Genomic DNA, 25,710 nt, shown 5'->3' with positions numbered 1-25,710 from the left:
TATTCCTTAATTTCCAACTTCATCATTTTCTTCACGCTTATAGATATACGTTTGTTGCGTTCTAAATCCAAAGCCTAATGTATTATCAGGGTTAACAAGCTGTACTTTACCATCAACTACATTTAAACCAGGGCCTGTGATCTCAACTGGCCTCATTGGGTTTTGTGCATTTTCTCCTTTAATACCCGGCCCAATGAGATAAAATTGGCTTTCTTGTGTTACAGATAGGGTTGGGTTGTCATCGCACTTACCATCGCCATTACCATCGGCACATGAAGGGCCTTCTCCAAAGTAAAGTTGCGGTGTATCAGGTACATCATAACTGGTTGAAAATTTCAGGTCGTCATACACTTTTGTCCCGTAATGCAGGTGGAAAGCATACAATGAGCCCCCCCCGCCACTGAGCGAACATTGATTCTCTGTTGATGTTTCTGATGCTGGAGTAAAGCTAGTAAAGTACGCAACACCACCAACAACAGTTGAAGCGGCAAGTGACTTTTCACCAGTGCCTAACTCGTAACGCCAGCCATTAAATTTTGCTAAGTCTATTTCTAAATCTACAAAATCGTCCACATCATCAAGTGCATTACCAAACGGGTCTGAATTCATGAGCATTAAATCATCTGGTTTAATGGTGTCTGGTGCGTTTGATTTAAACGTTTGTGTGACAGTGTTTTCATCTCTTATCATAAACAGTTGGTCTTGCTCATTTGTACCGGTTGGTTTAGAGCGGTTACCACTACCTATAACTATTGCATCATACGGTGTATCCAGACGTGTAATCACTTTTTTACCGTTGATCGTCGTTTCTGATACTTTGCTGTAAATAGTACGCGCAACCAGTGGCTTGTAAAAAAAGCGCCTGTCTTCTGTTGCTTTGTTACTGCCAAGTTCTGCCAGTTTGAAATGACTAAAATCATTGGTGTTTGTACCGGGCATATCTATACGCCACACATCACCGCCTGTATCGGCTGCGTATATTCTGTCTATGTAGCCATCATAGTCAGAGTCTAATGTAGTAATATCGGCAGCAATGCTGTGCTCGCCCTTAAACCCATTAATGCTAGGTGTCAAAGCCCATACTCTTTTACCAGTTTCAGCCTCAACAATATATATACCTCGGCCAATACCATCATTACTTCTAATAGCCTCATCTTTATTTATATCGTAGCCTGCTCCAAATATAAGTAATGGTTTATCACCAAATGCTTTAATATAGGCTATCTGTGGCTTAGACCACGACTGACCTAATTCTTTGAAATCTCCTTTACCGCCTTCAATTGGGTTATCCCACAGCTTTTTAGGCTCATCTGGATTAGTAATATCAAGCGCATAGTAATTTTCACCACCGCGGCGCATACCTGCAAACGCCCACACTTTGTCGTCCCCGCTGGCGTCGATAATGCCATCATTTAATCCATCGCTGTTTAGGTTTTTATTACTAAAATAAACACTAATGGGTCCATCCATACCATAAACTTTTGTATCAGCTTGGTTATTCCTAAGCGGCTCAATAATGTCGTATAAGGCTGAAGGAATAAATGCCCAGCTTTCACTCACACTGGTATCAGAATCTTTAAACATATGTAAAAAGCCTGCATTAGTGCCAATTAAAACCCTGATATCATCGTTACCATAATCAATGGCTACAGGTTTTGAATGTAAAGGGTCGCCAAATATATCTTTACGCTGATCTACACTTGACCCATCACCATCTTCATCGTCTACATCTATACCCATAGCCCATTTAATATCCTTGCTCGATAAGCTAATCGGGTTATCGTCAACCAAATCAAGAATATCTGTTACAGTACTTGTATTAAACGTAATAACTTGTCCTTGATTCTCTGTGTATAAGTTACGGCTGTCTGAATCAAGATTAGTTAAATGAAGATTTACCCCACCTTGGGCCACTAAATTACCATCGGCAGCTTCACCGCTAGGTAACCAAAACGTTTTGGCACTTTCGTCAATCAGTCCATTTTCATCAAGAGCCTGGTTGCCCGTTGAGTCAACAATTTGACTGCCCGATACTTTTAATTTCTTAAGGTTACCACGCCAACGTGCACCGGTTTCAGGATAAAACATTGCAAAGTAAATAGCGTCGCGGCTTCGGGTTTGATCTACGTTATTACTTGCCACAGAAGGAGATGAAAAGCTGTCGTTTACCTCTCTAATACGAGAAATTGTATTTTTGAGTGCTTCAGACAAAGCTTCAGATGTTCGAGCTTCTAAATATTGTCCGCCACCAACAGAAGCCGCTCCCTCTAGTAGCTTAATACCGTCTTCACTCATACCTGTACCAAAACCAATGGTATACACTCTACCCGTATCTAAAACATCGCTAGTGTCTGTGTATAAATCTACCTTTGTGTTGTTGGTGCCATGAATAATTTTAGATAAAGCCACTAAATAGCTATTTGAATAGTCACCATCAACAAAAGGAATTGAGTCGTCAAATATATCATTGTGAACATTTCTTATTTGATTATCACGGCCACTATCATTCGTAGGGTCGCCATCTGTCATTAATATCAAATTTATTGAGTTGTCACACCTTAAAGGATCGCCTGAATTTTTTTTAAAGGGCGACTTATAGTTCCCGCTTGCATCTGCGCTTTTATCCCGATTATTTATACCATTTGCAAAATCGAGACTTGCACCTGTTATATAACGGTATGCCTCCCAGAGAGTCTCTGTTATTGGCGTTGAACCGCTTGCTGGCAAGTCATCAATTTCTTTTAATATATTTGATTTGCTAGCACCAGACCTTGCAAGTACATAACCTCCAGAGTTTCCGTTAAAACGCATTAAACCAAAATCAATATCATCGTTATCATTAACTAGTTGTGTGATCGCATTTTTAGCGACTAAAAGTCGGCTATCTTCACAAATAGCTTGAGCAAATCCGTTAACCGATTTGTAGCACTGCTGTGTGTAATTAAAATAAGGCTGACTTTTAAAACAATCTGATTGATAAAATTGTCCATTTTGGTAGCGACGATAACACTGCCCACCATCAGTCACATCCCAAGCCATACTGCCTGACGTATCAAATATCATTAATACTCTTGGGTTTTCATCAGTTTCTACATTATGGTTTACATATAACTCAATGTCTTCTGCACTTGCTGTTGCACTGACCGCCAAGCCAAGAAATGCCGCTAGCACTTTATTTAATTTAAAACTCATCTTAAATTCCCTTACTCATACTAGCCATTTCTTGTGCTACACCCGTCACAATTGTGAGTGAGTGCTTCGCTTTAGAACCATATTCAACAGTTGTAGCAACCTGTAACATGTTGCACGATATACCCGCGGTAAAGTTAAAACGCCTTGGGCACTCTAAATCAAGCGCTCCTTTGTTTAGGTTAATCATTTTACTTTGCATATCGCCATGTGTTGCAATCGTCATACCTTCGCCATTATCACCTGAGTGATGTGATACTTCATCCGGCGTTAAAAAAAACTGGTTTGCAGCTCCTTTATTAGCCTCATCAGAAATCATTCTTTGCACTTCACCAATCAGTTCATTTTCAGCGACTTCTCGCTCTTGCGCTGCATTTGTAATTTTAACGTCAATACTACTGCTGCTCATAAGTGTTACAGCAATACCGGTAACGGCTATAACCATGATCAATGCTGTAATAAGCACAACACCCTGCTGCTTGTTAGGTGAGTTTTTTAAATACGCCATAAGTTTGATCCAACGTTGTTTAATCGAATAGTGGTAGTAAATACGGTGCGTCTGTAACTGTCGTTAAATGTTAATTGACGCTTATTATCGTCTTCGCCCAAGGTATACGTTTGGTTTTTTATTTTAAGCCCCGGATCTTCTTGTAAAGCTCTTATCAATAAGAATACTTGAACAGTTAAAATACCCTTTCGGTCTTCCCAGTCTGAATGTTCCATATCGCTGATACTTTTATAGGTATCAATGCGGCTGTCACTATTTGTGTCGAGACCAAAAACAAAACGCATATTTTCTACGCCTTCCATGATTGTCTCTGTAGAAATATTGCCGCCCACCAAGCGTTTTCTCATCAATGCGGGAACGGTAATATTTTTATTATTAACTTTATAGGTTTGCTCAGAAACATAATAAACATGGTGGCTATAGGGCCAAACAGTTGCATTAATATTTAGCGCACCAGCATTAACCACGCCGCGCACAAATTGCGCTCTTTCTTGCTCAGCAACAAAGTAATTTTGACCCGCTTGGGTTTCGTTTCCTGCAGCTCCTACTGTTAAACGATTTCCCTGTAAAAACTTAAGCTGTAAAATATCTGTACTTTTTACAGGGTTACTCACACAGTTAAGTTCTTTAGACTCTTCAGCAACCTTTGCATAAATAGTTCTAAAGTTAGTGGTAGACGCTAAATCAGGAAAACTCCCATTATTAGCCCCTTCAAAACAATCTGGTGCAGGGGTTGTTGCTGAAGCCCTTGTGGTGTTACCTGCGACAAATGAGTCATCGTAGTATGTGCCCCAAAACCCAATTTGTTCTATATCTCGCTGCATAATATTAATAGCAAGACGCGCAGACTCTTGGATCTCACCGATGGTCATGGTGTCTTTTGTGGTTACTTTCATACCAATGTAGGTAAACATAACGCCACCAAGAACTAAACCACCTATAAAAAGCGAGATCATCATTTCTACAAGGGTAAACCCTTTTTGCTTCATGCTTAGCTCCTTAAGTAAATGTAACTAGTTAAAACAACTAAACGACGCTTTTTGTCTGATTCGCCACACTCAATCGCAGCTGTTGCATCATTAGCTGTAAACTCTTGCCTACCTTGCCATGAAATAATCACTTCTAAGTTAAACGCTTTACCACCTGACCCACCAACTGCCGTTGGCGTAATACACACAGTTGCATCATCTAAGGCACCTGTGTTCTCTCGCGCTCTGATTGCTCTTTTCCATTGTTCTAAATCTAAAGCCGCCACTTGCGCTGCACTACAGCTTGCACTGAAACAAGTTTGAGACGTTGATGTGGAGGTTTCACTGTTAAATGTTTTAGCATAAAGCCCAGCTAATTGCGGTGTATCATTTGCACGAATGCGCTGAATAATGTCGTTTCCAAGCGCAACAGCTGCAGCTCGCTGCATAGAATCAAAGCTTGCTTGCTTAGCCTTAGCTTGCAAAGCGACGGCCCCCAATAAGCCAAAGCTTAAAATAATAAATGCAATGAGTACTTCAATTAGTGTGAAGCCTTTTTGAAATTTTGTTTGAGACGATTGCATACCAAAACCAAATAAAAATTATCTGATTATAAGTTTATGACATTAAAATTTAGATTCAATACTTACTAGGATGAGCGGTAGGATTTGTTGATAAACGGTTAACAACTAGACTTTTAATATATTTTTAACTGCTTTTAGTTCCCGTCGACTTACGGCCAACGGCTCTGTGCAACCAGCAAGTTCAATAGTATGTAAACCAGCACGTTGTGTTTTTAAACACAGCAGTTTATTTTTATTTACTAGGGTGTTTCTATGAATTCTTAACAATTGAGCTGGGTAAAGTAGCTCTAACTGTTTTAAACTTTGTTCAACAAAGGCTTCTCCACCTTCAAAAACCATATTCGTGTATTTTTCCTGCGCATTAAAATAGAAAATATTTTCAAGATCTACACTTTTTATCACCCCTGCTACCTGATAACTAATTTTAGGTGATTGCTGCTTTTGTACATGCGCTTTATTTATACGCCCTAGTTGTTCTAGTACTTTAGCTAAAGACTGCTCGGTAACCGGTTTAACTAAATACCCTGCAGCACTTAACTGCAGTGCATCCAATGCATGTTCAGGGTGAGCTGTTATAAATACTATTGCTGGCGGCAAAGCCAAGCTGTTAAGCTCATACGCAACTTGCAGGCCATTAATACCGGGCATATCAACGTCTAAGAAAATTAAATCGGGATTATACTTGTTAGCAAGCTTCAACGCTTCATTACCATTTGCCGCTTCTGCTTTTATCGTTATGCTGTTTTCATTTGCTAAGAGCCGTTTTAAGCGCATTCTAGCTAATGGTTCGTCATCAACAATTAGTACATTCATAAGCTATTCTCCATGTGCTTAGGGATAACGACTTTTACTCTGTATACGTTGTCCCTATTGGTAATAGTAAGCTGCGCTTTATTTTTATAGTAAATATTTAAACGCTGACGAATATTTTCAAGCGCCATGCCGTTATTAGGCCTAGTCTGCACTTTTGATGCTGTGATTGGGTTTGAAACAATCATAGTAATATAACCCGTGGTTATGTGCAGCTCTACATTAATGGTTGCGCCGTCTTCACTTGTTTCAACACCATGGCATACTGCGTTTTCAAGCAATGGCTGGAGTGATAGACACGGTATATTCAATGCTGGTAATTCTTCTGGAATGAGCCAATTAACTTTTAATCGCTCACCAAAGCGCCATGTTTCTAAAGCAATATATTGCTTACTCAGTGTTACCTCATCGTTTAGTAGCACGCTTTTACCAGAACGCATTGCTGCTTGAGATAATGCAGCTAATGCTAAGATAGCTTGCTCTGCGGCCGCGGCATCGTGATGCGTTAATTCTGCTGCGGTATTTAAGCTGTTATATAAAAAATGTGGACGAATTCGTGCCTGTAAAGCATCTAATTCTGCACGTGAAAGTGCCTTAGTTTGCTTCTCTTTTTCAGCATGAATAAGTAAAAACTGCACAAACAACGCAACCAAAAAAGCGACAATAATAATATTCTGCATTACAAAATAAATAAGGTGTTTAGTTGTATTTATGTCAAACGCAAAGTGCGAAAATAAAACACTAAATAAGCTGGTAAATAATAAAAAAGAAACAAAAAAAAGTGAAAGTTGCAAAACATGAGAACGATTTTGCAATAAAGGTCTGGCTATATATAACGAGGACGTACTTGATAAAACGATTAAGTGTAGAAATAAGCTAATTATCCCAAGCCTAAGCCATATATCCCCCTGAGCGTGCGGAGCAAATGCTAAAACGACCGCTATAACTTGAGTGACAACAAGCGAGGCAAGTACACCTCGCTCATTAAAAAGAGCCGAAAAAAGCAGTGCATCCGATTGAAGCGACTTGCTCATGACAGCTCTCCTTGTAATCTAAATAGTTAATTTATATAGATTAACGCAGCTCCACAGGAACAGCAAATACGATATTTTCTTCTTCGCCTGGATTTTCGACAACTTGCTTACCGCCAAGTTCTTTCAAACGACTGATTACTTGTTGAACAAGCACTTCAGGCGCAGATGCACCGGCAGTCACTCCCACTGAATTAGCACTTGAAACCCATTGCTCTTGTACGTCAGTCGCATCATCAATTAAATAAGCGGTTGTGCCCATTTTATCCGCAAGTTCGCGCAATCGATTTGAGTTTGAGCTGTTTTTTGCACCGACAACTAAAAGCACATCAACTTTATCAGCTAAATCACGCACAGCATCTTGGCGATTTTGTGTTGCATAACAAATATCATCCTTGCGCGGGCCGTCAATTGCTGGAAACTTTTCTCGTAATGCGTCAATGACATCTGCGGTGTCATCAACAGAGAGTGTTGTTTGACTACAATAAAATAAATTTTCTGCATCTTTAACATTAAGCGCAATAACATCGTCAACGGTTTCAACTAAATATATACCGCCAGCATTGTTGTCGTATTGCCCCATGGTGCCTTCAACTTCAGGGTGACCGTGATGACCAATAAGAATACATTCAGTCCCCTTGCGGCTTGCGCGGGTTACTTCCATATGTACTTTGGTAACAAGTGGACATGTTGCATCAAACACTTTTAGTTCTCTGCGCTTGGCTTCAGAACGAACGGCTTGCGAAACGCCATGAGCACTAAATATAACAATGCTATCGTCTGGTACTTGGTGCAATTCTTCGACAAACACAGCACCACGATTTTTTAAGCCATCTACAACATATTTGTTATGAACAACTTCATGACGCACGTAAATTGGCTTTTCAAAAATATCTAAAGCGCGCTCTACTATACTAATTGCTCTGTCAACGCCAGCACAAAAACCACGTGGGTTAGCTAATAAAATATCCATTAGCCCTCTACCTCAATAATATCCACTTCAAATGTTAAGCGCTGCCCAGATAACGGGTGATTAAAATCAATCGTAACCGACTCACCTTGCACTTCACGCACTAACCCAGGAAGTTCTGTTCCATCAGGTTGTGTAAACGCAATAATGGCACCTACTTTAGCAGGTGTCTCTGCGCCAAATTTACTACGATCAACGTAATAAATATTATCTGGATTTGGCTGACCAAATGCATCTTCAGGCTCTAGTTCAAACGTTTTACTTTCGCCTGCACTTAAACCCAATAGGCACTTCTCAAAATTTGCTGTTAAGCTACCATCGCCCATTGTTAATTTTGCAGGTTTGTTATGCACTTTAGTTGAATCAGCGGCAGAGCCATCTTCAAGTTTTATAGAAAAATGAAAAATAACTTGCGAGTTCTCACCAATTACAGCTTGGCTCATGCTTTGTGCTCCTTCGGACTCTCGCCTGTAAAGGCGTCAAATAATAACAATGCCGCGCCAACGCAAATAGCACAATCAGCAAAGTTAAATACAGGAAAATATGAGTCTTCATAAAATACGTGAATAAAGTCAATTACATAACCGTAAGCAATACGGTCGTATAAATTACCAATAGCGCCAGCAAGCACTAACGAGTAAGCACCACATAACACTTTATTAGTAGCAGGTAATCTTTTTAGCCACCACACTAATAAGGCACTTATCGCAATTGCAATTGCGCTTAAAAACCAACGTTGCCAACCACCGGCATCACTTAAAAAACTATAAGCAGCACCGTAATTATGCACATAGGTAATACTAAAAACAGGTAGTAAATTGATAGACTCGCTATAAGCCATCGTATTTACAACAAGTGTTTTGCTGGCAAAGTCTATTGCTAAAAGCAATAGACTCAACCACAACCACACTAAACCACTTTTTTGGGCTAGTTTGCTCACTAACAATATCCCCTAAGCGAATTGACGCTTTTCGCCTTCGCCATCAACATTACTGACACAACGACCACAGATTTCAGGGTGAGTAGGTTCAACACCTACATCGTCGCTGTAATGCCAGCAACGCTCACATTTAGCGGCATCTGTTGCTGCAACACTAATGTACAAACCTTCAATTTCTGTTTCTTGCGTATCTGCAGGTTGGCTATCAACGCGAGTAACGTTAACAGCTGATGTTAACAGTACAAAACGCAGCTCATCACCCAATGCTGTTAATTTATTTGCCAGCTCTTCTCCCGCAAATAAATTAACCGTTGCTTGAAGTGCAGCACCAATAACTTCTTCTTTACGTGCCGCTTCTAATAAACGGTTCACTTCGTCACGTACATTTAAAATTGCTTGCCAGTCATCATTACTAAACTGGGTATTTGTTGGTGCTTGTAAACCTTCATACCACACTGATGTGAATACGTAATCACTGCGTTCACCTGGCAATGCTTCCCAAATTTCTTGCGCTGTAAAGCTCATAATTGGTGCCATCCAACGCGTCATTGCTTCAGCAATATGATAGAGCGCTGTTTGACAAGAACGTCGTGCATGGCTGTCGCTCTTTGCAGTGTACTGACGGTCTTTAATCACATCTAAATAGAACGAACCAAGCTCACCCGTACAGAAGTTCATCAGCTTTTGTGTAACTAATAGCATTTGGTAGCTATCGTAAGCTGCTAAAATTTCGTCCTGCAGCTGAGCTGCACGTCCAACAATCCACTTATCAAGCTCAACCATATCATCAACAGCCACTTGATCTGTTTTAGGATCAAAACCATTTAAGTTAGCTAATAAGTAACGGCTCGTATTACGAATACGGCGGTAGCGATCTGCTGAGCGTTTAAATATTTCGTCCGATACAGTCATTTCTGCCGTGTAATCAGTAGAGGCAACCCATAAACGTAAAATATCTGCACCTAGCTTATTCATAACGTTTTGTGGAGAGATAACGTTACCTAACGATTTAGACATTTTTCTGCCGTTTTCATCAACGGTAAAACCATGCGTAAGCACTTGTTTATAAGGAGCATGACCATTAATTGCGACCGATGTCATCATCGACGACATAAACCAACCACGGTGTTGATCAGACCCTTCAAGGTATAAGTCGGCTGGGCCGACTAATTCTTCACGCGCATCAACAACACACGCATGCGACACGCCTGAGTCAAACCATACATCGAGTGTATCTTGCACTTTCATGTATTGTTTAGCGTCTTCTTCGCCTAATAGTGTTTCTGGCTCTAAGTCATACCATGCTTGTATGCCTGATTTTTCTACTAGTTCTGCGGCTTGCTCAATAAGCGCTTGGGTATTTGGATGTAATGCACCGGTGTCTTTATCAACAAATAAAGCAATCGGCACACCCCATGTACGCTGGCGAGAAATACACCAATCTGGACGGCCTTCAACCATGTTTGCAATACGGCTTTCGCCCCACTCAGGGAGCCACTGTGTATTTTTGATTTCAGCAAGTGAATCATTACGTAAATTAGCTTGATCCATACTAACAAACCATTGCGGCGTAGCACGGAAAATAATAGGGGTTTTATGGCGCCAGCAATGCGGATAACTGTGAGTAAGCGCATGGTGATGCACTAAAGCGCCACGCTCTTTTAATACTTCAATTACGCTCGCGTTAGCTTTAAATACATGCTGACCTGCGAATAATTCTGTATCAGGCAAGTACACACCGTTTGCGCCAACTGGGTTAGCAACTTCAAGGTTGTAGTTTAAGCCTGCCACGAAATCTTCTTGACCATGACCCGGTGCTGTATGCACCACGCCAGTACCTGAGTCCGTAGTTACGTGTTCTGCAACAATCACCGGTACACTAAAATCATAAAAAGGATGTGCTACTTGCAAGTTTTCAAGTGCAGCACCTTTTACATAGCCTAAAACGTGGTAATGGTTAAAACCAAAACGATCCATAGCATCTTTTACAAGCTCTGAGCCTAAAATCAAACGTTGCTCAGCACCTTCATCTTCAACTTGAACCAATGCATATTCTAGGTCAGCATGGACAGCGACTGCACGGTTGGCCGGAAGCGTCCATGGTGTTGTAGTCCATATTACAGTGCCAACATCACCTTTACCTTTATGCCCTTGTGCCATATCAAATGCATTAACTACAGCGTCTTGATCATCAAAAATAAAACGCACATCAATTGCTGGCGATTGTTTATCTTGATACTCAACTTCAGCTTCAGCTAATGCAGAACCACAATCTGTACACCAGTGCACAGGTTTTGCGCCTTTGTGTAGGTGACCATTTTTAATAATACGACCAAGCACACGAATTGCATTCGCCTCAAAGTCAAAGTTCATTGTTAAATAAGGCTTGTCCCAATCGGCAAACACACCTAAACGTTTAAAATCAACTTTTTGACCTTCAACTTGCTTTTTAGCATATGCGCGGCATTTTTCACGAAACTCGCTCGCAGTTACTTTAACGCCAGGCTTACCTACTTTTTTCTCAACCATTAACTCAATTGGTAAACCGTGACAGTCCCAACCTGGAATATACGGCGAGTCGAAATCTGATAAGGTTTTAGACTTAACAATAATGTCTTTTAAAATTTTATTGACTGAGTGACCTAAGTGGATGTCGCCATTTGCATACGGAGGGCCGTCGTGCAAAATAAAGGTTTTTTTACCTTTTTTAGCGCTGCGGATTTGACCGTAAAGGTCGTCTTCATACCATGCTTTTAGCATTTTTGGTTCACGTTGTGCCAAATTGCCACGCATTGGAAACGGTGTTTCCGGTAAGTTCAAAGTATGTTTATAGTCGCTCATTTATCCTACATTCCGTCTCTATCGGCTACCTGATTTAAACCAAAACACTGTTTAGCGGCGGCAACATCTGTTGCTATTTGCGCCGTTAATTGTGTTAATGTCTCGAATTTTTTTTCATCGCGGAGTTTTTGTATCAACTCAACGTGCATAAATTGTCCGTAAATGTCTTGTGCAAAGTCAAAAAGATGAACTTCTAGAAGTGCACGTGTCCCATTAAATGTGGGTTTATTGCCTATATTAGCAACTCCAAAAACCCGTTTCCCTGCAATGGTCGCTTGCACAGCAAACACTCCATTTACGGGGCAAACTTGGCGTTTGAGCGCTATATTTGCGGTTCTAAAGCCAAGTTCACGGCCTCGTTTCCAACCATGTATAACACGCCCAGAAATCGCATAATTATGACCAAGCATTACTTTGGCATCAGCTAAGTTGCCACATGCCAATGCTTCACGTATTAACGTGCTGCTTACTCTAGCATTTAACTGGTGAAAACTCGCAGTGCTTTGTACATCCATGCCCGCTTGTTTACCCATATTAACAAGTAAATTAAAATTACCTTTACGTTGTTGGCCAAACCTAAAGTCGTCACCCACCGTTAGCGCTTTAACACCGAGTTTTTTTATTAGTATCTCGTTTACAAACTGTTCTGCGTGCATATTTGCAAACTGCTGGTTAAAGCTAATGCAAATAACTCGCTCAATGCCTAAATCGCTCAATAAACGCAGCTTATCACGTAACCGAGTAAGCCTTGCTGGGGCATTGTTTTTTGCAAAAAACTCTTGAGGCTGAGGCTCAAACAACAACACCGTACTAGGTAAGTTATGTGCTTTAGCGTCGGCTAACAAGCCTTTTAACACTTGCGCATGACCTAAGTGAACGCCGTCAAAATTACCAATAGTTAACACACACCCAAAATGCTGTGGGCGAATATTGTGTATACCTCTAATTAACTCCATGCCACCTAAAGCCTTTTTTCAGCAAGTATTATCACGACTTATACCAAGGAAAAGCCACAAGGCTGCCGATTATAATCTTTTTTTTAGTTTGATTCAGTAATTGCTACACTTTTTATCGTATTTAGTCTTACGCCCATTAAAAAGAGCATTGTAAAGTAGCTAACTCCTGCTAGTGCAACAAGGGCAATTAATAATATAACTTGCTGTACGAACGCCCACGAGGCCCAGTAATAGTAACTACTTACATACCATGTAACACACCCCATAACTATACTTGCAACAATACACTTTATAGTGAAACGCAAACTCATAGAAGAAAACTGATAAACGTTTTCTTTTTTAAGCTGCCTGTAAAGTAAAAATGCATTACAACTGGCTGACATTGATGTCGCGAGTGCTAACCCTAAGTAACCAATAAAGGGTGCCAACATAATGTTAAATACCATATTTAACACTAGGGTTATAATCCCAATTCGTACCGGGGTTTTAGTATCTTGACGGGAATAAAAACCAGGCGCGAGCACTTTAATCAACATAAAGCTAACTAACCCTACAGAGTAAGCAACAACACCTAAACTTACCGCTTTTACATGATCAACACTGTCCTCTTTAAAAGCACCATGATCGAATAACACCGTAATTATAAGTGGGCTAATTATCATTAAGCCAACCATTGCTGGTATACCTAAAAATATTACAAAGCGAACCCCCCAATCTAACGTATGCTGAAAATCACTGAGTTTTTTACTGCTGTGCAATTTAGAGAGTGCGGGTAAAATGACCGTTGCTATACCAATTCCAAATAAGCCAAGCGGAAACTCTATTAGCCTATCTGAGTAATAAAGCCATGCTATAGAGCCTGTCATCAGTAATGAGGCTATAATGGTATCTAGTAATAAATTAATTTGGCTTATCGATACGCCAAACAATGCAGGCAACATCAGCTTACGCACTTTTTTTACGTTCTCGTCTTGCCAAGCCCAACGCGGACGAGCCAACATTTTAGCGCGGTATAAAAAAGGTAATTGAAACAACAACTGAACAATACCACCGACAAATACACCAACGGCCAACGCATAGGCGCCTACACTAAATTTATCATGTAAAAAGATTGCACAGGTAATAATTGATATATTCAGCAACACGGGGGTAAATGCTGCAACGGCAAAACGATTGTAAACGTTCATTACCGCACCGCTCAGCGCGACTAAACTTACAAAAAACAAATATGGAAAAGTAAACTTTAATAACGAACTGGCCAGTTCAAACTTTTCTGCATTAGGGCCGCCCTGCCACCAATCAATAAACCACCCTGTACCAAATAAAGCGGCGATAACTGGCGAAGCCACCACACCAAAAATAGTGACTAACAGTAAAATAGTACCCAGCGTACCTGCTGCTTGGGCAACAAAGAGCCTTACTTTATCATCACCTTCCTGCTCCTTTATTTCACTTAAAACGGGTACAAATGCCTGTGCAAAAGCGCCTTCTGCAAATAAGCGACGTAAAAAATTAGGAATTCGGTTAGCAAATAAAAAAACATCAGCTGCAGCACTTGCTCCTAATAAATTAGCAACAACAGCATCTCTTACGAGTCCTAAAATGCGCGATATCATAGTCATACAACTAACAATCATACCGGAGCGAAATAAACCTTTTGACACCTTAAACCTACTTAAAAATCCCTAAGACACACGATTATGCCACAGTCTTTTTTATAAATCGCTTTAAAGCACTAGGCTGAGGGTCTGTGCTTTGTTACAATAGCGTCATTAACTGCTAAAGCGGCAAATTGATGCTCGTTATAAGGAGCAGTTTTTCTTGGATTGTTAAATTTAAATTGACATTCATGATAGAAACAGGCATATTCCACGGCCTTTAATTTAAGCTTTATTTTAAGATTGTTAGGAGCAAACCTTGGCTAACATCAAGTCTGCAAAAAAACGCGCTATCACAAGCGAAAAGAACCGTCAGCACAACGCAAGCCGTCGCTCAATGATGCGCACTTACTTCAAAAAAGTAGTTGTTGCTATTGAAGCTGGCGATAAAGAAGCTGCACAGCAAGCTTTCTCTGTTGCTACACCTATCCTAGACCGTTACGCAACTAAGGGTCTAATTCACAAAAACAAAGCAGCTCGTCATAAGAGCCGTTTAGCAGCTAAGATTAAAGCGCTATAATTTGTTTTTGCTTGAATATAAAAAACCGGCTTTTGCCGGTTTTTTTTTACTTTAAATATTGTGATTTACATTATTTCTAAATCAGGATAAAACTTTTTAAGCATGGCGGCTATTTTCTTTGGCGTAAATGGTTTTACAATAAACCCTTTAGCCCCTTTATCTATAGCATCCTTCACGTTATCAACACCTGAATGAGCAGAGACCATCACCACATTTGTTTCGGGGCTCATTTCGTTAATTTGTGCGATTAATTCTTTACCATCTCCATCTGGCAATTCAATATCTAAAAAAATCATACTGTATTTTGCAGCTTGGCATTCACTAATACACTGTGAGGCGGTAGATGCTTCCTTTACATTGTCTATCCCTAGATGCATGAGCGTTTGACTCAAAAAACTACGCACCGTGCTAACGTCATCCACAATTAAAATTGATAGCTGCGTGTCCATCTTCATTCCTCATAGGCTATAAGCTAACTTTACGTTATTATAATAATTAGCTTAGTATATAAATTTACTATTTGAATTATAAAGACCTATGTAAAAAAGGCCAGATCTGCTTTATGTCAAAAACACCAAAAAAACAATCCTTGCTAGGTAAAACACCAGCAAGAAAAAAAACAACACAAAAAAACAAAACTCAGGCAACTTCTCAAAGGCAGGCTCAAACAAATCAACACAATATTGATGCTGCGTTAAATAGCCAAGAACCTAAAGCCAAAAAAGGACTGTTAATAACGCTCGCTATTATTGCAGTAATAATTGTCGCTTTTCCAAAACCAACTTTACTCACCTATAAAAAATTAGGGATGGTTAGCGAAAGTATTTATTGGCCTGGTGTATTTGGATACGGTGCAACCCTTATAGACTCTAATTTACACCCTAAGTTTGACGATAAGCGCAAATCTCTTTATTTATGCAGTGATTTACAGAACCCGCAGAGCTGTCAAAAGTATCAAGTTATTGCTGACGACGGTCTAATTTCAGCGATTAAAAGTTACTTTTAGCATAAATAAAACTAATCTGAAAATATAAAATTACTTGGTTGAAAGGTGCGCAAAAGATCACCATAATGGCGCTCCTTTTTTCAACAACTGAACTATTGAAACGACCATGCTATACGAGCTAGATTGGCTTTTAAACACGATACTACTTGCACTAGGTTTAGGTGCATTCTTTATTAACCACATAACATTACTGCGCGTAGCTGCGATAAGTGCATGTGGCCTGCTATTTTTATCATTTAGCTTAGATCTTATGTCGTCGAGTGTTATTTCAAATATGAGTTTGGTATTGATCAATACATTTTACCTGTTTAAGGTTTATACATTTGGGCAACTAAATGTAACTCAGAGCTAACAACTTCCCTTAGAATTTTTTATAGCCCAGCATTGCTGGGCTTTTTTTATTGTATAAATCAAAATGGTTGGGAAATTGGGTGAACTGAGATAATATTTACCTCGTATTACATTATTTTGAGATTTCGGTATGACTTTATCTGATTTTGATTTATTTTTATCTTCTATGGAAGATGTGACCCCTATTAGCAGTGATACCATTAAGCCATTATCAAATACCCCTCACTCTTCACTTGCGCAGCAACAAAAGCGACAAGCGGCTGAAAACACTTTATCGGTAGATGAAAACTACTTAAGTTCAGAGTCTGTAGAGTTTGTTGAGCCATTTGCTATATTAAGCTTTAAAAAAGACGGTGTGCAAAGCCCTGTATTTAAAAACTTACGTTTAGCAAAGTATCAAGTTGACGCGACCTTAGACCTTCATGGCCAGCTACTTAACAATGCACGCAATACGCTCTTTAATTTTATTAATGACTGTCAGCAGCAAAATGTACGTGTGGTGCTTATTAGGCATGGTGTAGGAATCAAAAATAAAACTAAACCGGGAATACTCAAAAGTTTTGTAAATAAATGGTTACCTGAGATGCCCGCAGTATTAGCATATCACACTGCACAGAGACATCATGGTGGGAGTGGCGCAACGTATGTTTTGCTTAAAAAAAGTGCCGATAAAAAACACGAAAATAGAGAAATTCACAGCAAGCGGTAAACCTGCTGTGTCAATTTTTTATAAAACAGTTGGCTGATTAAACCATGCAGATACGCCTAATATTATTATTGAAATTATAATTAAGCTTAACCTAGCACCGCCCTGATTTGTTTTCATTTCACCCTCTTTATATTTTTATTGTTGAGAACACATACAACATTAATAAAAATTACATATGTTAACAAGCTGTTTCTTTAAATATTTATCAATATCCTTTCGTTCTATCTATTCGATTATTTAAAGTAATACCTTGCTGCAAGCGTTCAACGTTTTCTGCTATTTGTGCTGTAACACTGTTTATATCTGATAATGCAGCACAATGCGGTGTAAGGGTTATTTTATCATGCTGCCAATAAGGGTGTTCTTTACCAAGAGGTTCGTGTTCAAAAACGTCAATAACTGCAGCTCGAAGTGAATTTTCCTCTAAGGCATTAAGTAAATCAGCTTCTATAACATGCTCACCTCGCGCAACATTTATAATAACAGCATGATTAGGAAGCATACTAATTGTACTTTTATTAATAATACCTTTCGTTTTTTTGGTTAATGGCAACAAACATATTAGATAATCAATATTGCTAAGCATTTTTTGAAGCCCTTGTTCGCCATAAAATAAATTAACTGTATTACTCGTTTTATGTGTATGAGCCCAAGCATTTACACTAAAGTTATTGGCAATAAGTTGTTTCGCACATGCTTTGCCTAGCTCCCCAAAACCCAAAATCCCTACCTTATTTTGTTCATAAGCGCGTTTAGGTTTCCATTGCTGCTGTGTTTGCTTAATAAAGTATTCTTTTAATCGTAATTTTTGCGCTAAAACGTGAGTTAAGACATATTCGGCCATGTCTTGCGCTAACTTTTCGTCAACTATACGTACTACATCTATATTGTCGCCAAGCAAACTTAAATCAATGCTGTCTACACCGGCACCGAATGACGATACCGCTTTAAGGTTTGGTAACTTTGCCCACATATCTTGTGGTGCTTTCCATGCTAATACAAAATCAATACTTTCTAGATTATTACAATCTGGCCATTGCTGTATTTGTGTAGAGGGTAATCGGGCTTGTAATTGCTCTATTAACTTTGTGTTATCTCGCCCTGTAATTGCTACTAATACCGACATAGTTACTTCCAAAATAAGTTTATATAAAAATCAATGCTGACCAATCACTAAGCAGCCTTCTTTACACTTTAAAAGGTCACACAACTGCAAAATAACTGTCACACCCTTTTTTTACTCTATATACATGGCAACCAAGCTAAATTGCAAAGAGGTTTGTATGATCAGTGTCGATAAAGTAATTGCAGCAAATTTACCACAATTAGAAAGCTCACCAAAAGTAAAAAGCCTAGTAAAAAAGGGGTTAGGCTATTTATTGCATGAACAAGAGTTTGTTGCCTTTGCCGACACCTACCCTCATTTACAAGGGCTAGAATTTGTTGAACAAGTACTCGATGAGCTAAATTTTGATACACGTTATAAGCCAAAGCAAATAGAGCATATTCCTAGCGAAGGTAAATTAATTATTGTTGCAAACCATCCTATAGGCTCTTTAGATGCGCTTGCATTAATTAAAGTGATCTCAAGCGTAAGAAAAGATTTAAAAGTTGTCGCAAACCGTATGCTTATGTCGGTAACCCCTATGCATGATTTGCTTTTACCTGTAAATAATTTATCAGGCACAAGTAAAAAACAAGAGCTTTATAATATTCACCAGCATTTAAAGAATGAGGGGGTATTATTGATATTTCCCGCCGGCGAAGTTTCACGATTAAGCCCAACAGGTATCAAAGATTGTAAATGGAACAGCGGATTTTTACGTATGGCAAAAAAAGCGAATTGTCCTATATTACCCATTTATATTAAAGCTAAGAACAGCCCGTTATTTTATGGTACTTCAATAATTTATAAACCATTAGCTAGCTTATTATTAGTAAAAGAAATGTTTAAACAACGCCAAAAATCGTTAGAATTTGAAATTGGTGCGTCTATCCCTCCTGCGTCATACCTAATAGAAAACTTGAAAGACAAAGAGGTTGTTAACTTAATTAGAAAACAACTGTACCGCCTCACAAGCAAAAAGCCGTTACCACTAAAAACACAAACACCGATTGCTGTTCCAGAATGCAGAAAAGAGCTGAAAAAAGCGTTAGAGGCGTGCCAGCTTCTGGGGAAAACACAAGATGGAATGCATATTCATCTATATCAATATACAGGTAGCTCACCTATTTTTAGAGAACTGGGTAGGTTGAGAGAAATAGCATTTAGAGCCGTCGGTGAAGGCAGCGGTAAACGCCGCGATATAGATAAATACGATATGGATTATCAACACCTCGTGCTTTGGGATCCAACACAGTTAGAGTTAGCTGGTGCCTATAGATTAGCATGTGCTAAAGAAATAATTGATAAGCATGGTCGTAAAGGGCTATATACCGATAGCCTGTTTACATACACCGATGCCATGGAACCCTATTTGGAGCAAGGAATCGAGCTTGGCCGTAGTTTTATTCAGCCAAAGTATTGGGGCCGTAAAAGTCTAGATTATTTGTGGTACGGTATTGGTGCTTTTATTAAAAGCTACCCTCAATATCGCTATTTATTTGGTGCTGTTAGCGTACCTAACACTCTAGCTGATCCAGCAAAAGCCATGCTAGTGCATTACTACCAACATTATTATAAAGCAGATGAGATACTTGCCACTCCTAATAACGAATTTAAACCCAGTGAACAACAGCTCGCACAATGTGACATCATTTTTTGCAAAAACGATGTAAAAGAGGACTTTGTAGAACTCAAACATGTACTTGCTAATATGGGCGCGCAAGTACCTACGCTTTTTAAACAATACACTGAGCTATGCAAACCTGGCGGAGTGAAATTTTTAAGTTTTAGCATAGATCCCGACTTTAACAATTGTATTGACGGTTTAGTCTTAGTTGACTTACACAGTGTAAAAGAAAATAAAGCCAAACGATATTTAAGCTAATCAAGGCGAGGTGCCCCTCGGTGCTACCTACCTGCTGTTAAAAAGCGAGCTCATTTAAAATTAGTGTCATTTATAAAAATACGTGAAAGTAAATCATAATAAATAGCCTCAACTTTAATTAAGTCATCAATAGATACATGCTCATTAATTTGATGAATTGTTTTGTTTTTTAACCCAAACTCAATCACTTGAGTATGACTGTTAGCAAAAAAACGACCATCAGATGTCCCTCCGCTGGTGCTTAGAAGAGGGTAGTTTCCGGTTTGACTATGTATGGCTTGTTCCACACAAGAAATTAAACTCCAAGTACTCTCAGTGCGGGTATAATATGGCTCACATGGACGTTCCCAGTTAATCGTTATGTAACGTGAAAATTCATCCAACGAATTAATCAATATCGATTTGATTTCGTTACTGTTGTACCGATGGCTATAACGAATATTAAATGTGATTTCGCAGTGACTGGGGACTAAATTATCGACCACATTATTAGTATTTATGCCTGTGACTTGCAGTGTGGTTTTTGAGCCTGCATCATCTAAATGCCACACTTGCTCACTCAATTTGCTGACTATTTTTGCACTGATATGTGCGGCATTAATGGTATTTTGAGGATAAGCTACATGCCCTGCTTTGCCCTTTACCAAAATACGAGCCGAAAGCGCACCACGACGGCCATTTTTAATTGTATCACCAACATGTGTGGAACTTGTAGGCTCGCCTACAATACACCCATCTAAAACAATCCCATTTGAAGAAAGCTTATTAGCTATTTGCGCAGAACCAAACTCAGCTTCCCCCTCTTCATCAGAGGTAATGAGCCAATAAAAAGTCCCCGCTTTTGACGATGTGTTATTTATTAATTTTTTTGTGGCACCTAGCATTGCTGCCACGCCTCCTTTCATATCAGCAGCACCTCTTCCGTAAATTACACCATTAATTATTTTTCCATCAAACGGAGGGCTTAGCCAATCATCATTGTCTGCGGGCACCACATCAATGTGCCCTGAAAAAGCGATACAAGGTCCTTCTTTAAATTTAACACGCGCAATTAAGTTAGTGACACCATTACTCGTAAACTTCTCACAAACAAAACCTAGCTCGCATAACTGCTCAACTAACCAATCTATTGCGCCGGCTTGATTTGGCGTCACTGATTTAAATTGGATAAGCGTTTGTAGTTGTTTTATTAATTCGGCGTTTAACCTATGAGATATGACTGCTTGTTGTGAAACCACTAAAGACATTTTTAACACCTTTATTACTAAGTAAGGCATTATTAAATAGTGAGAGTATGACTAAGAGATGTCAGCATTTATACATTCTGATGATTATTAATTACAAAAATTGTCAATCATTGCAGTTACAAAACAGCGTTAAAATTAATCTAAATCAATAAAACACTTTTCAATGTTCAATCATTTCTGAAACTTTGATCTAGCACAGGTTTTTCATATTTGTTAAACGCAATAATAGCGCCAATCAAAAAGTAGTTCTTGGAGAACAACATGAAAACTAAAATTAGCATTGCAATATTCACCTCTTTATTAGCACTTTCTCCGGCTGCAAACGCAGACTTCAGCGTTAATGTAGGTGCTATTAATGTAAACCCAGACAATAGCGGATCAGCAATTAACGAAGCTCCTTCATTGGGCCTAAAAGGTGATTCAAATACCCAATTGGGTATTACCTTAGATTATGCTTTTAATGATACATGGGTATTAGAATTGATTGCTGCAACACCGTTTTCTCACGATGTGAATGGAACAGGTGGCTTAGCTGGTAATAAAATTGCCAATATTAAACATCTTCCACCTTCACTGGTAGCACAATACCACTTTTTAGATACAAGCTATCAGCTTAGACCATTCATAGGTGTTGGCGTAAACTATACAACCTTTTTCGACGAACAACCTTCACAAGCACTTAAAGCAACACTTGGTACGGACGATGTAGAAGTTGAGCTTGATGATTCTTTTGGCTTGTTAGTACAAGTAGGCGCTAATTACAAAATTGATGATAATTGGGGACTACACGCTATGGTTTCTATGATGGATATCGATACAGATGCAACAGTATATGCTAATGGTTCAAAGGCATTAACATCAACTGTAGAACTTGATCCTGTGGTTGCTATGTTTGGAGTAAAGTATAGCTTTTAATATTAAAGTGTTGTGTTATGTGTGCAAAAAAGGCGCTAAGCGCCTTTTTTTTTGTGTAATGAAAACAGTAACTCAGCTTCCGCTCTGGGTAACTCGCACTCGCGTATCACCTCGTCTAAGTCAGCTCCCAATTCAACCATTTTTACAGCACGAGAATAAATTTTAGCATCAGGATCATCGTACTTTTGAGCTGACTGCTGCTGTATTAAATCTTGGTTTTGTTGCTCAACCTCAAGAACTCGCTTACCTATACTAAGTAAACCTGTTCTTAGCTCTGCAGCTTCGCTTCTTAGAATATGAATCTGCTCTGCACACTCTTTGAGCTTTTGATGCAAATCACCTGCATCACTGGTGTGTTTATTTTTAAGTGCCATAATAAACGTTAACGATATTAATCCTATCGCTAACGCGCTTATAGCAATACTAAGTAACAGCATAGTTTATCTGGTAAAGCTTATAAATCGCTTAACTCATCCCATTCATCATCACTAAGTAATTTATTTAGATCAACCAATATAAGAAGCTCGTTATCTCGATTACACACACCTTGTATAAATTTAGCACTTTCTTCCGTACCTACATTTGGTGCACTGTCAATCTCAGAGCTACGCAGATAAACAACTTCAGATACGCTATCGGCTAAAATACCAATAACCTGCTCTTCTGCTTCAATAATTAAAATACGCGAGTTATCAGTAGCATCGGCTGCCGACAAACCAAATCGAGCGCGTGTATCAATAACGGTTACCACGTTACCACGCAAGTTAATAATGCCTATTACATAAGAAGGTGCACCGGGTACAGGAGCAATTTCAGTGTAACGCAGTATTTCTTGCACCTGCATTACGTTTACACCGTAGGTTTCCTCTTCTAACTTGAATGTAACCCATTGTAATATTTCATCATTATTATCCGCATTTTTATTTGCTGACAGTAATTTCTCTTGGTTCATGCTGTTACCCCATAATGGTCATTACTACTGACGGCTATCTAAGCCTTCTTCTAATAATGTATTTAAATTATCTACATCAATTAAAGCACACATTTTTTCTTTAATAACCCCAGCAAGCCATGGGCGCTTACTCTGATCGGTACGCCATTTTACATCTTCTTTTGTCAATGTAATGTTATTTATTAACTTTTCTGCTAATAATCCCCACTGGCTATCACCCAAGGTGATTAAATATTGATAGTCTAATGAAGCTTCAAGTTTTTCGTCGTATTTTTCTGGCATTACCCATCGCGCAGTATCAACAACATTTAATTTTTCATCTCGGTTTAGCATAACGCCTTTAAACCATTTTGGCTTACCAAACAGGTGATTTACTTCACCTAATTGGTGTATACCGCCTAAAGCTTTGAGTGGCACAGCCAACGTAAGCCCTGCAACTTCGAAAAATAATGCTTGAAATTCGCCATCAAAGTAATCTGATTCACTGTTATTTGAGAGCTTTGGCTTTGCCTCTTCGGCTAAATCAACACTTGTACTTGTTACCTCTTTTGGCGAATCTATATTTTCTTCACCAACCGTTTTTGTCTCTGTAACGTCTTGCTTATTTTTTACTACTGGTAATTGAGTGCTTAATTCTGTTTTTACTTCAACATCCGGTTTTTTAAGTCTAGGGTCCGCAGTTACATCATGTGAATCATCCGGTATATTTTCTAAAAGCTTTGCTACGGGCTCTAGATCACTCGCAAGCTCCTCTTCACAAAGCAAGGCACCTAAATACTGAGTCATTACTTTTTCATTAGCAAATAGTTGCTTACTCATTCATTAACCTTGTTCAATTAAATATTCTAATAATGCTTTATAAGCAAATACACCACGAGAACGAGGGCAAAACTCTATTGGTACCTTTTGAGCCAAACTTGCGTCTCTTAATTTTGTATCAACGGGAATAACACCAGGCCAAACTTTATCACCGTACGTTTCTTGTAAAGTTTTATAAGCCTCAAGCGATGCCTTTGTACGTTTATCGTACATTGTAGGTATTATAGTATATTCATAACTTTTCGCCTGTGAGCTCTGCATTAATTCCATTGTGCGCATCATCCTATCAAGGCCTTTAAGTGCAAGAAACTCTGTTTGTACAGGCACTAAAATTCGCTCACTGGCAGCTAATGCGTTAACCATCAATACACCCAAAACAGGTGGACAATCTAAAATAGCATAGTCGTAATGTTCGCTTATTTTTGCAAGCGACTTTTTCAATATTAACCCCATGCCTGTTTTATTGCCCATACTCCTATCAAGCGTAGCAATAGCCATAGTAGCCGGCAAAATATCCAAGTTTTCAAGTGTAGAAGGACACAATGCTTGAAGTATTTCTTCGCTCTGCATACTGGTTCCACGAGCAAAAATATCGTAAACACTGACTTCTAAATCTTCTGAATCAATACCAAAATAATAGGTCAAAGAAGCATGCGGGTCAGTATCAATGAGTAAAACTCGCTTACCTTGTAGTGCTAAAATCCCAGCAAGACTGACCGCAGTAGTTGTTTTACCAACCCCCCCTTTTTGGTTTGCTACAGTCCAAATCTTCACATTACATCCCAGTTACTTTTCATTACGTGTAGTAATACGTATGCCACCATGTGGTAAACGAATAATTTTTATTGTGTCATCGTCTGACGGCAACTCTACTTCTGGCTCTGGCTCTTTAATCTCAGCTGCTTGTTCTTCAGCCAGTGTATTTACTTCATTAGGCAATCCATATTTAGATAAAGCTATAACCACTTTGCGATTTTCAGCGCGCCCCTCTTCTGTATTATTTTCAGCAAAAGGTGAATATTGTCCATACCCTTCAATGGCCATTCTGGCTGAATTTATTCCTAATGATTCAAGCTCAACTAAAACAGAAGTCGCCCGAGCTACAGATAATTCCCAATTAGAGCGAAATATTTCATTTCGAATAGTTTCATCATCTGTATAACCGCGAACCCGTATATAGTTATCTACCGGTTCAATAATATCTTTAACAATTTTAACGACTTGTTTTGCTCGAGAATGTGCAACAGCACTACCGCTAGAAAACAACATACCTGAACTTAGCTCGATAATCAGCCAATCTTGATGTAATTCTAGGTTAGCCTCACCATCACGAATCTCGTCAATAAGCGCAGATTGAAGCTTTGTTAATAAACTATCGAGCGGTTTTCCTAAATATTTTTGCTGGATATTGCTCGTATCACTTTGGCCATCGAGTAACTCGGGGCCTTGCTCTTCTTTGTTTATACTTTCACCATAGAGTAATTCTTTCTCAGGCGTGACTCTATCGGTGAGTATTCCGGTACCCTCTACCCCCGTCCCTTGCTGAGAATAAACACGTGCTGATTTATCAAACACTTGCTCTAAAGAATCCGATAGAATTTGAAAGTTTTCCTCTTTGTTTATTGCAATAGCATACATTACAACAAAAAAAGCAAACATGATGGTCATGTAGTCAGCATACGACACCAACCAGCGTTCTGTGTGCTGACTTTTTTGGGCCGAGCGACCCAAACGTCGACGCATCAT

26 protein-coding genes are annotated in these 25,710 nt (G+C 39.1%); 6 read left to right on the top strand and 20 right to left on the bottom strand.

All coding sequences use genetic code 11. From position 1 onward, the window contains the following. Positions 1–6: 6 nt before the first annotated feature. The 12 genes from KZZ04_RS02300 to murJ all read right to left on the bottom strand — a co-directional run bounded on the left by KZZ04_RS02300 (position 7) and on the right by murJ (position 14,461). Entirely contained in the window at positions 7–3,192 is a 3,186-nt protein-coding gene (locus KZZ04_RS02300; RefSeq protein WP_219421687.1) for a pilus assembly protein, read from the bottom strand. Between the two features lies 1 nt (position 3,193). Continuing rightward, positions 3,194–3,697 (bottom strand): hypothetical protein, encoded by a 504-nt coding sequence (locus KZZ04_RS02295; RefSeq protein ID WP_058403470.1) that lies wholly within the window; start codon positions 3,695–3,697, stop codon positions 3,194–3,196. After that, a complete protein-coding gene (locus KZZ04_RS02290) occupies positions 3,685–4,686 on the bottom strand; it encodes a PilW family protein (RefSeq protein ID WP_058403471.1) in 1,002 nt (333 codons plus the stop codon). Before KZZ04_RS02290 ends, KZZ04_RS02295 begins: the two co-directional genes overlap by 13 nt. Before the next feature lie 2 nt (positions 4,687–4,688). Beyond that, positions 4,689–5,249, bottom strand: coding sequence for a type IV pilus modification protein PilV (gene pilV, locus KZZ04_RS02285; protein ID WP_219421686.1), 561 nt, complete (start codon positions 5,247–5,249; stop codon positions 4,689–4,691). A gap of 105 nt (positions 5,250–5,354) precedes the next feature. After that, positions 5,355–6,062, bottom strand: coding sequence for a LytTR family DNA-binding domain-containing protein (locus tag KZZ04_RS02280; RefSeq protein WP_138528708.1), 708 nt, complete (start codon positions 6,060–6,062; stop codon positions 5,355–5,357). Then, on the bottom strand, positions 6,059–7,093 hold the full coding sequence (locus KZZ04_RS02275) for a sensor histidine kinase (protein ID WP_138528710.1): 1,035 nt from the start codon (positions 7,091–7,093) through the stop codon (positions 6,059–6,061). The genes KZZ04_RS02280 and KZZ04_RS02275 overlap by 4 nt, the downstream gene beginning before the upstream one ends. Before the next feature lie 40 nt (positions 7,094–7,133). After that, positions 7,134–8,063 carry a 4-hydroxy-3-methylbut-2-enyl diphosphate reductase gene (gene ispH, locus KZZ04_RS02270; RefSeq protein WP_058551006.1) on the bottom strand — a complete coding sequence of 310 codons (930 nt, stop codon included), beginning with the start codon at positions 8,061–8,063 and terminating at the stop codon, positions 7,134–7,136. Further along, positions 8,063–8,503: an FKBP-type peptidyl-prolyl cis-trans isomerase gene (gene fkpB, locus KZZ04_RS02265; RefSeq protein ID WP_006792779.1), complete on the bottom strand. Its 441-nt coding sequence runs from the start codon at positions 8,501–8,503 to the stop codon at positions 8,063–8,065. The genes ispH and fkpB overlap by 1 nt, the downstream gene beginning before the upstream one ends. Continuing rightward, complete coding sequence (lspA, locus tag KZZ04_RS02260; RefSeq protein WP_219421685.1) at positions 8,500–9,000, bottom strand: signal peptidase II; 501 nt, start codon at positions 8,998–9,000, stop codon at positions 8,500–8,502. Before lspA ends, fkpB begins: the two co-directional genes overlap by 4 nt. A 12-nt stretch (positions 9,001–9,012) precedes the next feature. Next, complete coding sequence (gene ileS, locus KZZ04_RS02255; RefSeq protein ID WP_138528712.1) at positions 9,013–11,841, bottom strand: isoleucine--tRNA ligase; 2,829 nt, start codon at positions 11,839–11,841, stop codon at positions 9,013–9,015. A gap of 5 nt (positions 11,842–11,846) precedes the next feature. Continuing rightward, positions 11,847–12,797 (bottom strand): bifunctional riboflavin kinase/FAD synthetase, encoded by a 951-nt coding sequence (gene ribF, locus KZZ04_RS02250; RefSeq protein ID WP_058403477.1) that lies wholly within the window; start codon positions 12,795–12,797, stop codon positions 11,847–11,849. An 83-nt stretch (positions 12,798–12,880) separates the two neighbouring features. Next, positions 12,881–14,461, bottom strand: a complete 1,581-nt coding sequence (murJ, locus tag KZZ04_RS02245) for a murein biosynthesis integral membrane protein MurJ (protein ID WP_283235008.1) — start codon at positions 14,459–14,461, stop codon at positions 12,881–12,883. A 253-nt stretch (positions 14,462–14,714) separates the two neighbouring features. On the opposite strand from murJ, the gene rpsT reads away from it, so the two are divergent. Further along, positions 14,715–14,975 (top strand): 30S ribosomal protein S20, encoded by a 261-nt coding sequence (gene rpsT, locus KZZ04_RS02240; protein WP_006792774.1) that lies wholly within the window; start codon positions 14,715–14,717, stop codon positions 14,973–14,975. Positions 14,976–15,040: 65 nt separating this feature from the next. On the opposite strand, the gene KZZ04_RS02235 is transcribed toward rpsT, so the two are convergent. Further along, on the bottom strand, positions 15,041–15,424 hold the full coding sequence (locus KZZ04_RS02235; RefSeq protein ID WP_058403479.1) for a response regulator: 384 nt from the start codon (positions 15,422–15,424) through the stop codon (positions 15,041–15,043). A gap of 113 nt (positions 15,425–15,537) precedes the next feature. Here KZZ04_RS02235 and KZZ04_RS02230 point away from each other — a divergent pair, with 113 nt between their 5' ends. The 3 genes from KZZ04_RS02230 (at position 15,538) to smrA (ending at position 17,041) form a co-directional block, all read left to right on the top strand. Continuing rightward, positions 15,538–15,981: a hypothetical protein gene (locus tag KZZ04_RS02230; protein WP_138528714.1), complete on the top strand. Its 444-nt coding sequence runs from the start codon at positions 15,538–15,540 to the stop codon at positions 15,979–15,981. Positions 15,982–16,087: 106 nt separating this feature from the next. Then, a complete protein-coding gene (locus KZZ04_RS02225) occupies positions 16,088–16,333 on the top strand; it encodes a hypothetical protein (protein WP_138528716.1) in 246 nt (81 codons plus the stop codon). 129 nt (positions 16,334–16,462) lie between these two features. Then, positions 16,463–17,041: a DNA endonuclease SmrA gene (smrA, locus tag KZZ04_RS02220; protein ID WP_138528718.1), complete on the top strand. Its 579-nt coding sequence runs from the start codon at positions 16,463–16,465 to the stop codon at positions 17,039–17,041. A 205-nt stretch (positions 17,042–17,246) separates the two neighbouring features. Here the strand turns inward: smrA and KZZ04_RS02215 are convergent, their stop codons facing one another. Next, positions 17,247–18,167 (bottom strand): glyoxylate/hydroxypyruvate reductase A, encoded by a 921-nt coding sequence (locus KZZ04_RS02215; RefSeq protein WP_058403482.1) that lies wholly within the window; start codon positions 18,165–18,167, stop codon positions 17,247–17,249. A gap of 157 nt (positions 18,168–18,324) precedes the next feature. On the opposite strand from KZZ04_RS02215, the gene KZZ04_RS02210 reads away from it, so the two are divergent. Beyond that, positions 18,325–20,031 (top strand): lysophospholipid acyltransferase family protein, encoded by a 1,707-nt coding sequence (locus tag KZZ04_RS02210; protein WP_219421684.1) that lies wholly within the window; start codon positions 18,325–18,327, stop codon positions 20,029–20,031. Between the two features lie 50 nt (positions 20,032–20,081). Here KZZ04_RS02210 and dapE read toward each other — a convergent pair whose 3' ends face one another. Continuing rightward, positions 20,082–21,278, bottom strand: coding sequence for a succinyl-diaminopimelate desuccinylase (dapE, locus tag KZZ04_RS02205; RefSeq protein ID WP_219421683.1), 1,197 nt, complete (start codon positions 21,276–21,278; stop codon positions 20,082–20,084). Between the two features lie 261 nt (positions 21,279–21,539). Here dapE and KZZ04_RS02200 point away from each other — a divergent pair, with 261 nt between their 5' ends. Beyond that, on the top strand, positions 21,540–22,193 hold the full coding sequence (locus KZZ04_RS02200; protein WP_138528725.1) for an OmpW family protein: 654 nt from the start codon (positions 21,540–21,542) through the stop codon (positions 22,191–22,193). Between the two features lie 35 nt (positions 22,194–22,228). Here the strand turns inward: KZZ04_RS02200 and KZZ04_RS02195 are convergent, their stop codons facing one another. The 5 genes from KZZ04_RS02195 to KZZ04_RS02175 are packed head-to-tail and all read right to left on the bottom strand — an operon-like array spanning position 22,229 to position 25,710. Next, on the bottom strand, positions 22,229–22,630 hold the full coding sequence (locus KZZ04_RS02195) for a DUF2802 domain-containing protein (RefSeq protein WP_219421682.1): 402 nt from the start codon (positions 22,628–22,630) through the stop codon (positions 22,229–22,231). A 17-nt stretch (positions 22,631–22,647) separates the two neighbouring features. Then, complete coding sequence (locus KZZ04_RS02190) at positions 22,648–23,145, bottom strand: chemotaxis protein CheW (RefSeq protein WP_058403487.1); 498 nt, start codon at positions 23,143–23,145, stop codon at positions 22,648–22,650. Between the two features lie 24 nt (positions 23,146–23,169). Beyond that, positions 23,170–23,964, bottom strand: coding sequence for a chemotaxis protein CheW (locus tag KZZ04_RS02185; protein ID WP_219421681.1), 795 nt, complete (start codon positions 23,962–23,964; stop codon positions 23,170–23,172). Positions 23,965–23,967: 3 nt separating this feature from the next. After that, on the bottom strand, positions 23,968–24,738 hold the full coding sequence (locus KZZ04_RS02180) for a ParA family protein (RefSeq protein ID WP_058403489.1): 771 nt from the start codon (positions 24,736–24,738) through the stop codon (positions 23,968–23,970). 12 nt (positions 24,739–24,750) lie between these two features. Continuing rightward, positions 24,751–25,710 carry a flagellar motor protein MotB gene (locus tag KZZ04_RS02175; protein WP_138528729.1) on the bottom strand — a complete coding sequence of 320 codons (960 nt, stop codon included), beginning with the start codon at positions 25,708–25,710 and terminating at the stop codon, positions 24,751–24,753.

Source organism: Pseudoalteromonas sp. CR1 (assembly GCF_019392235.1).
GTDB lineage: Bacteria > Pseudomonadota > Gammaproteobacteria > Enterobacterales > Alteromonadaceae > Pseudoalteromonas.
The sequence above is the reverse complement of the archived record's forward strand: the minus strand, read 5'-3'. Positions and strand labels throughout refer to the sequence as shown.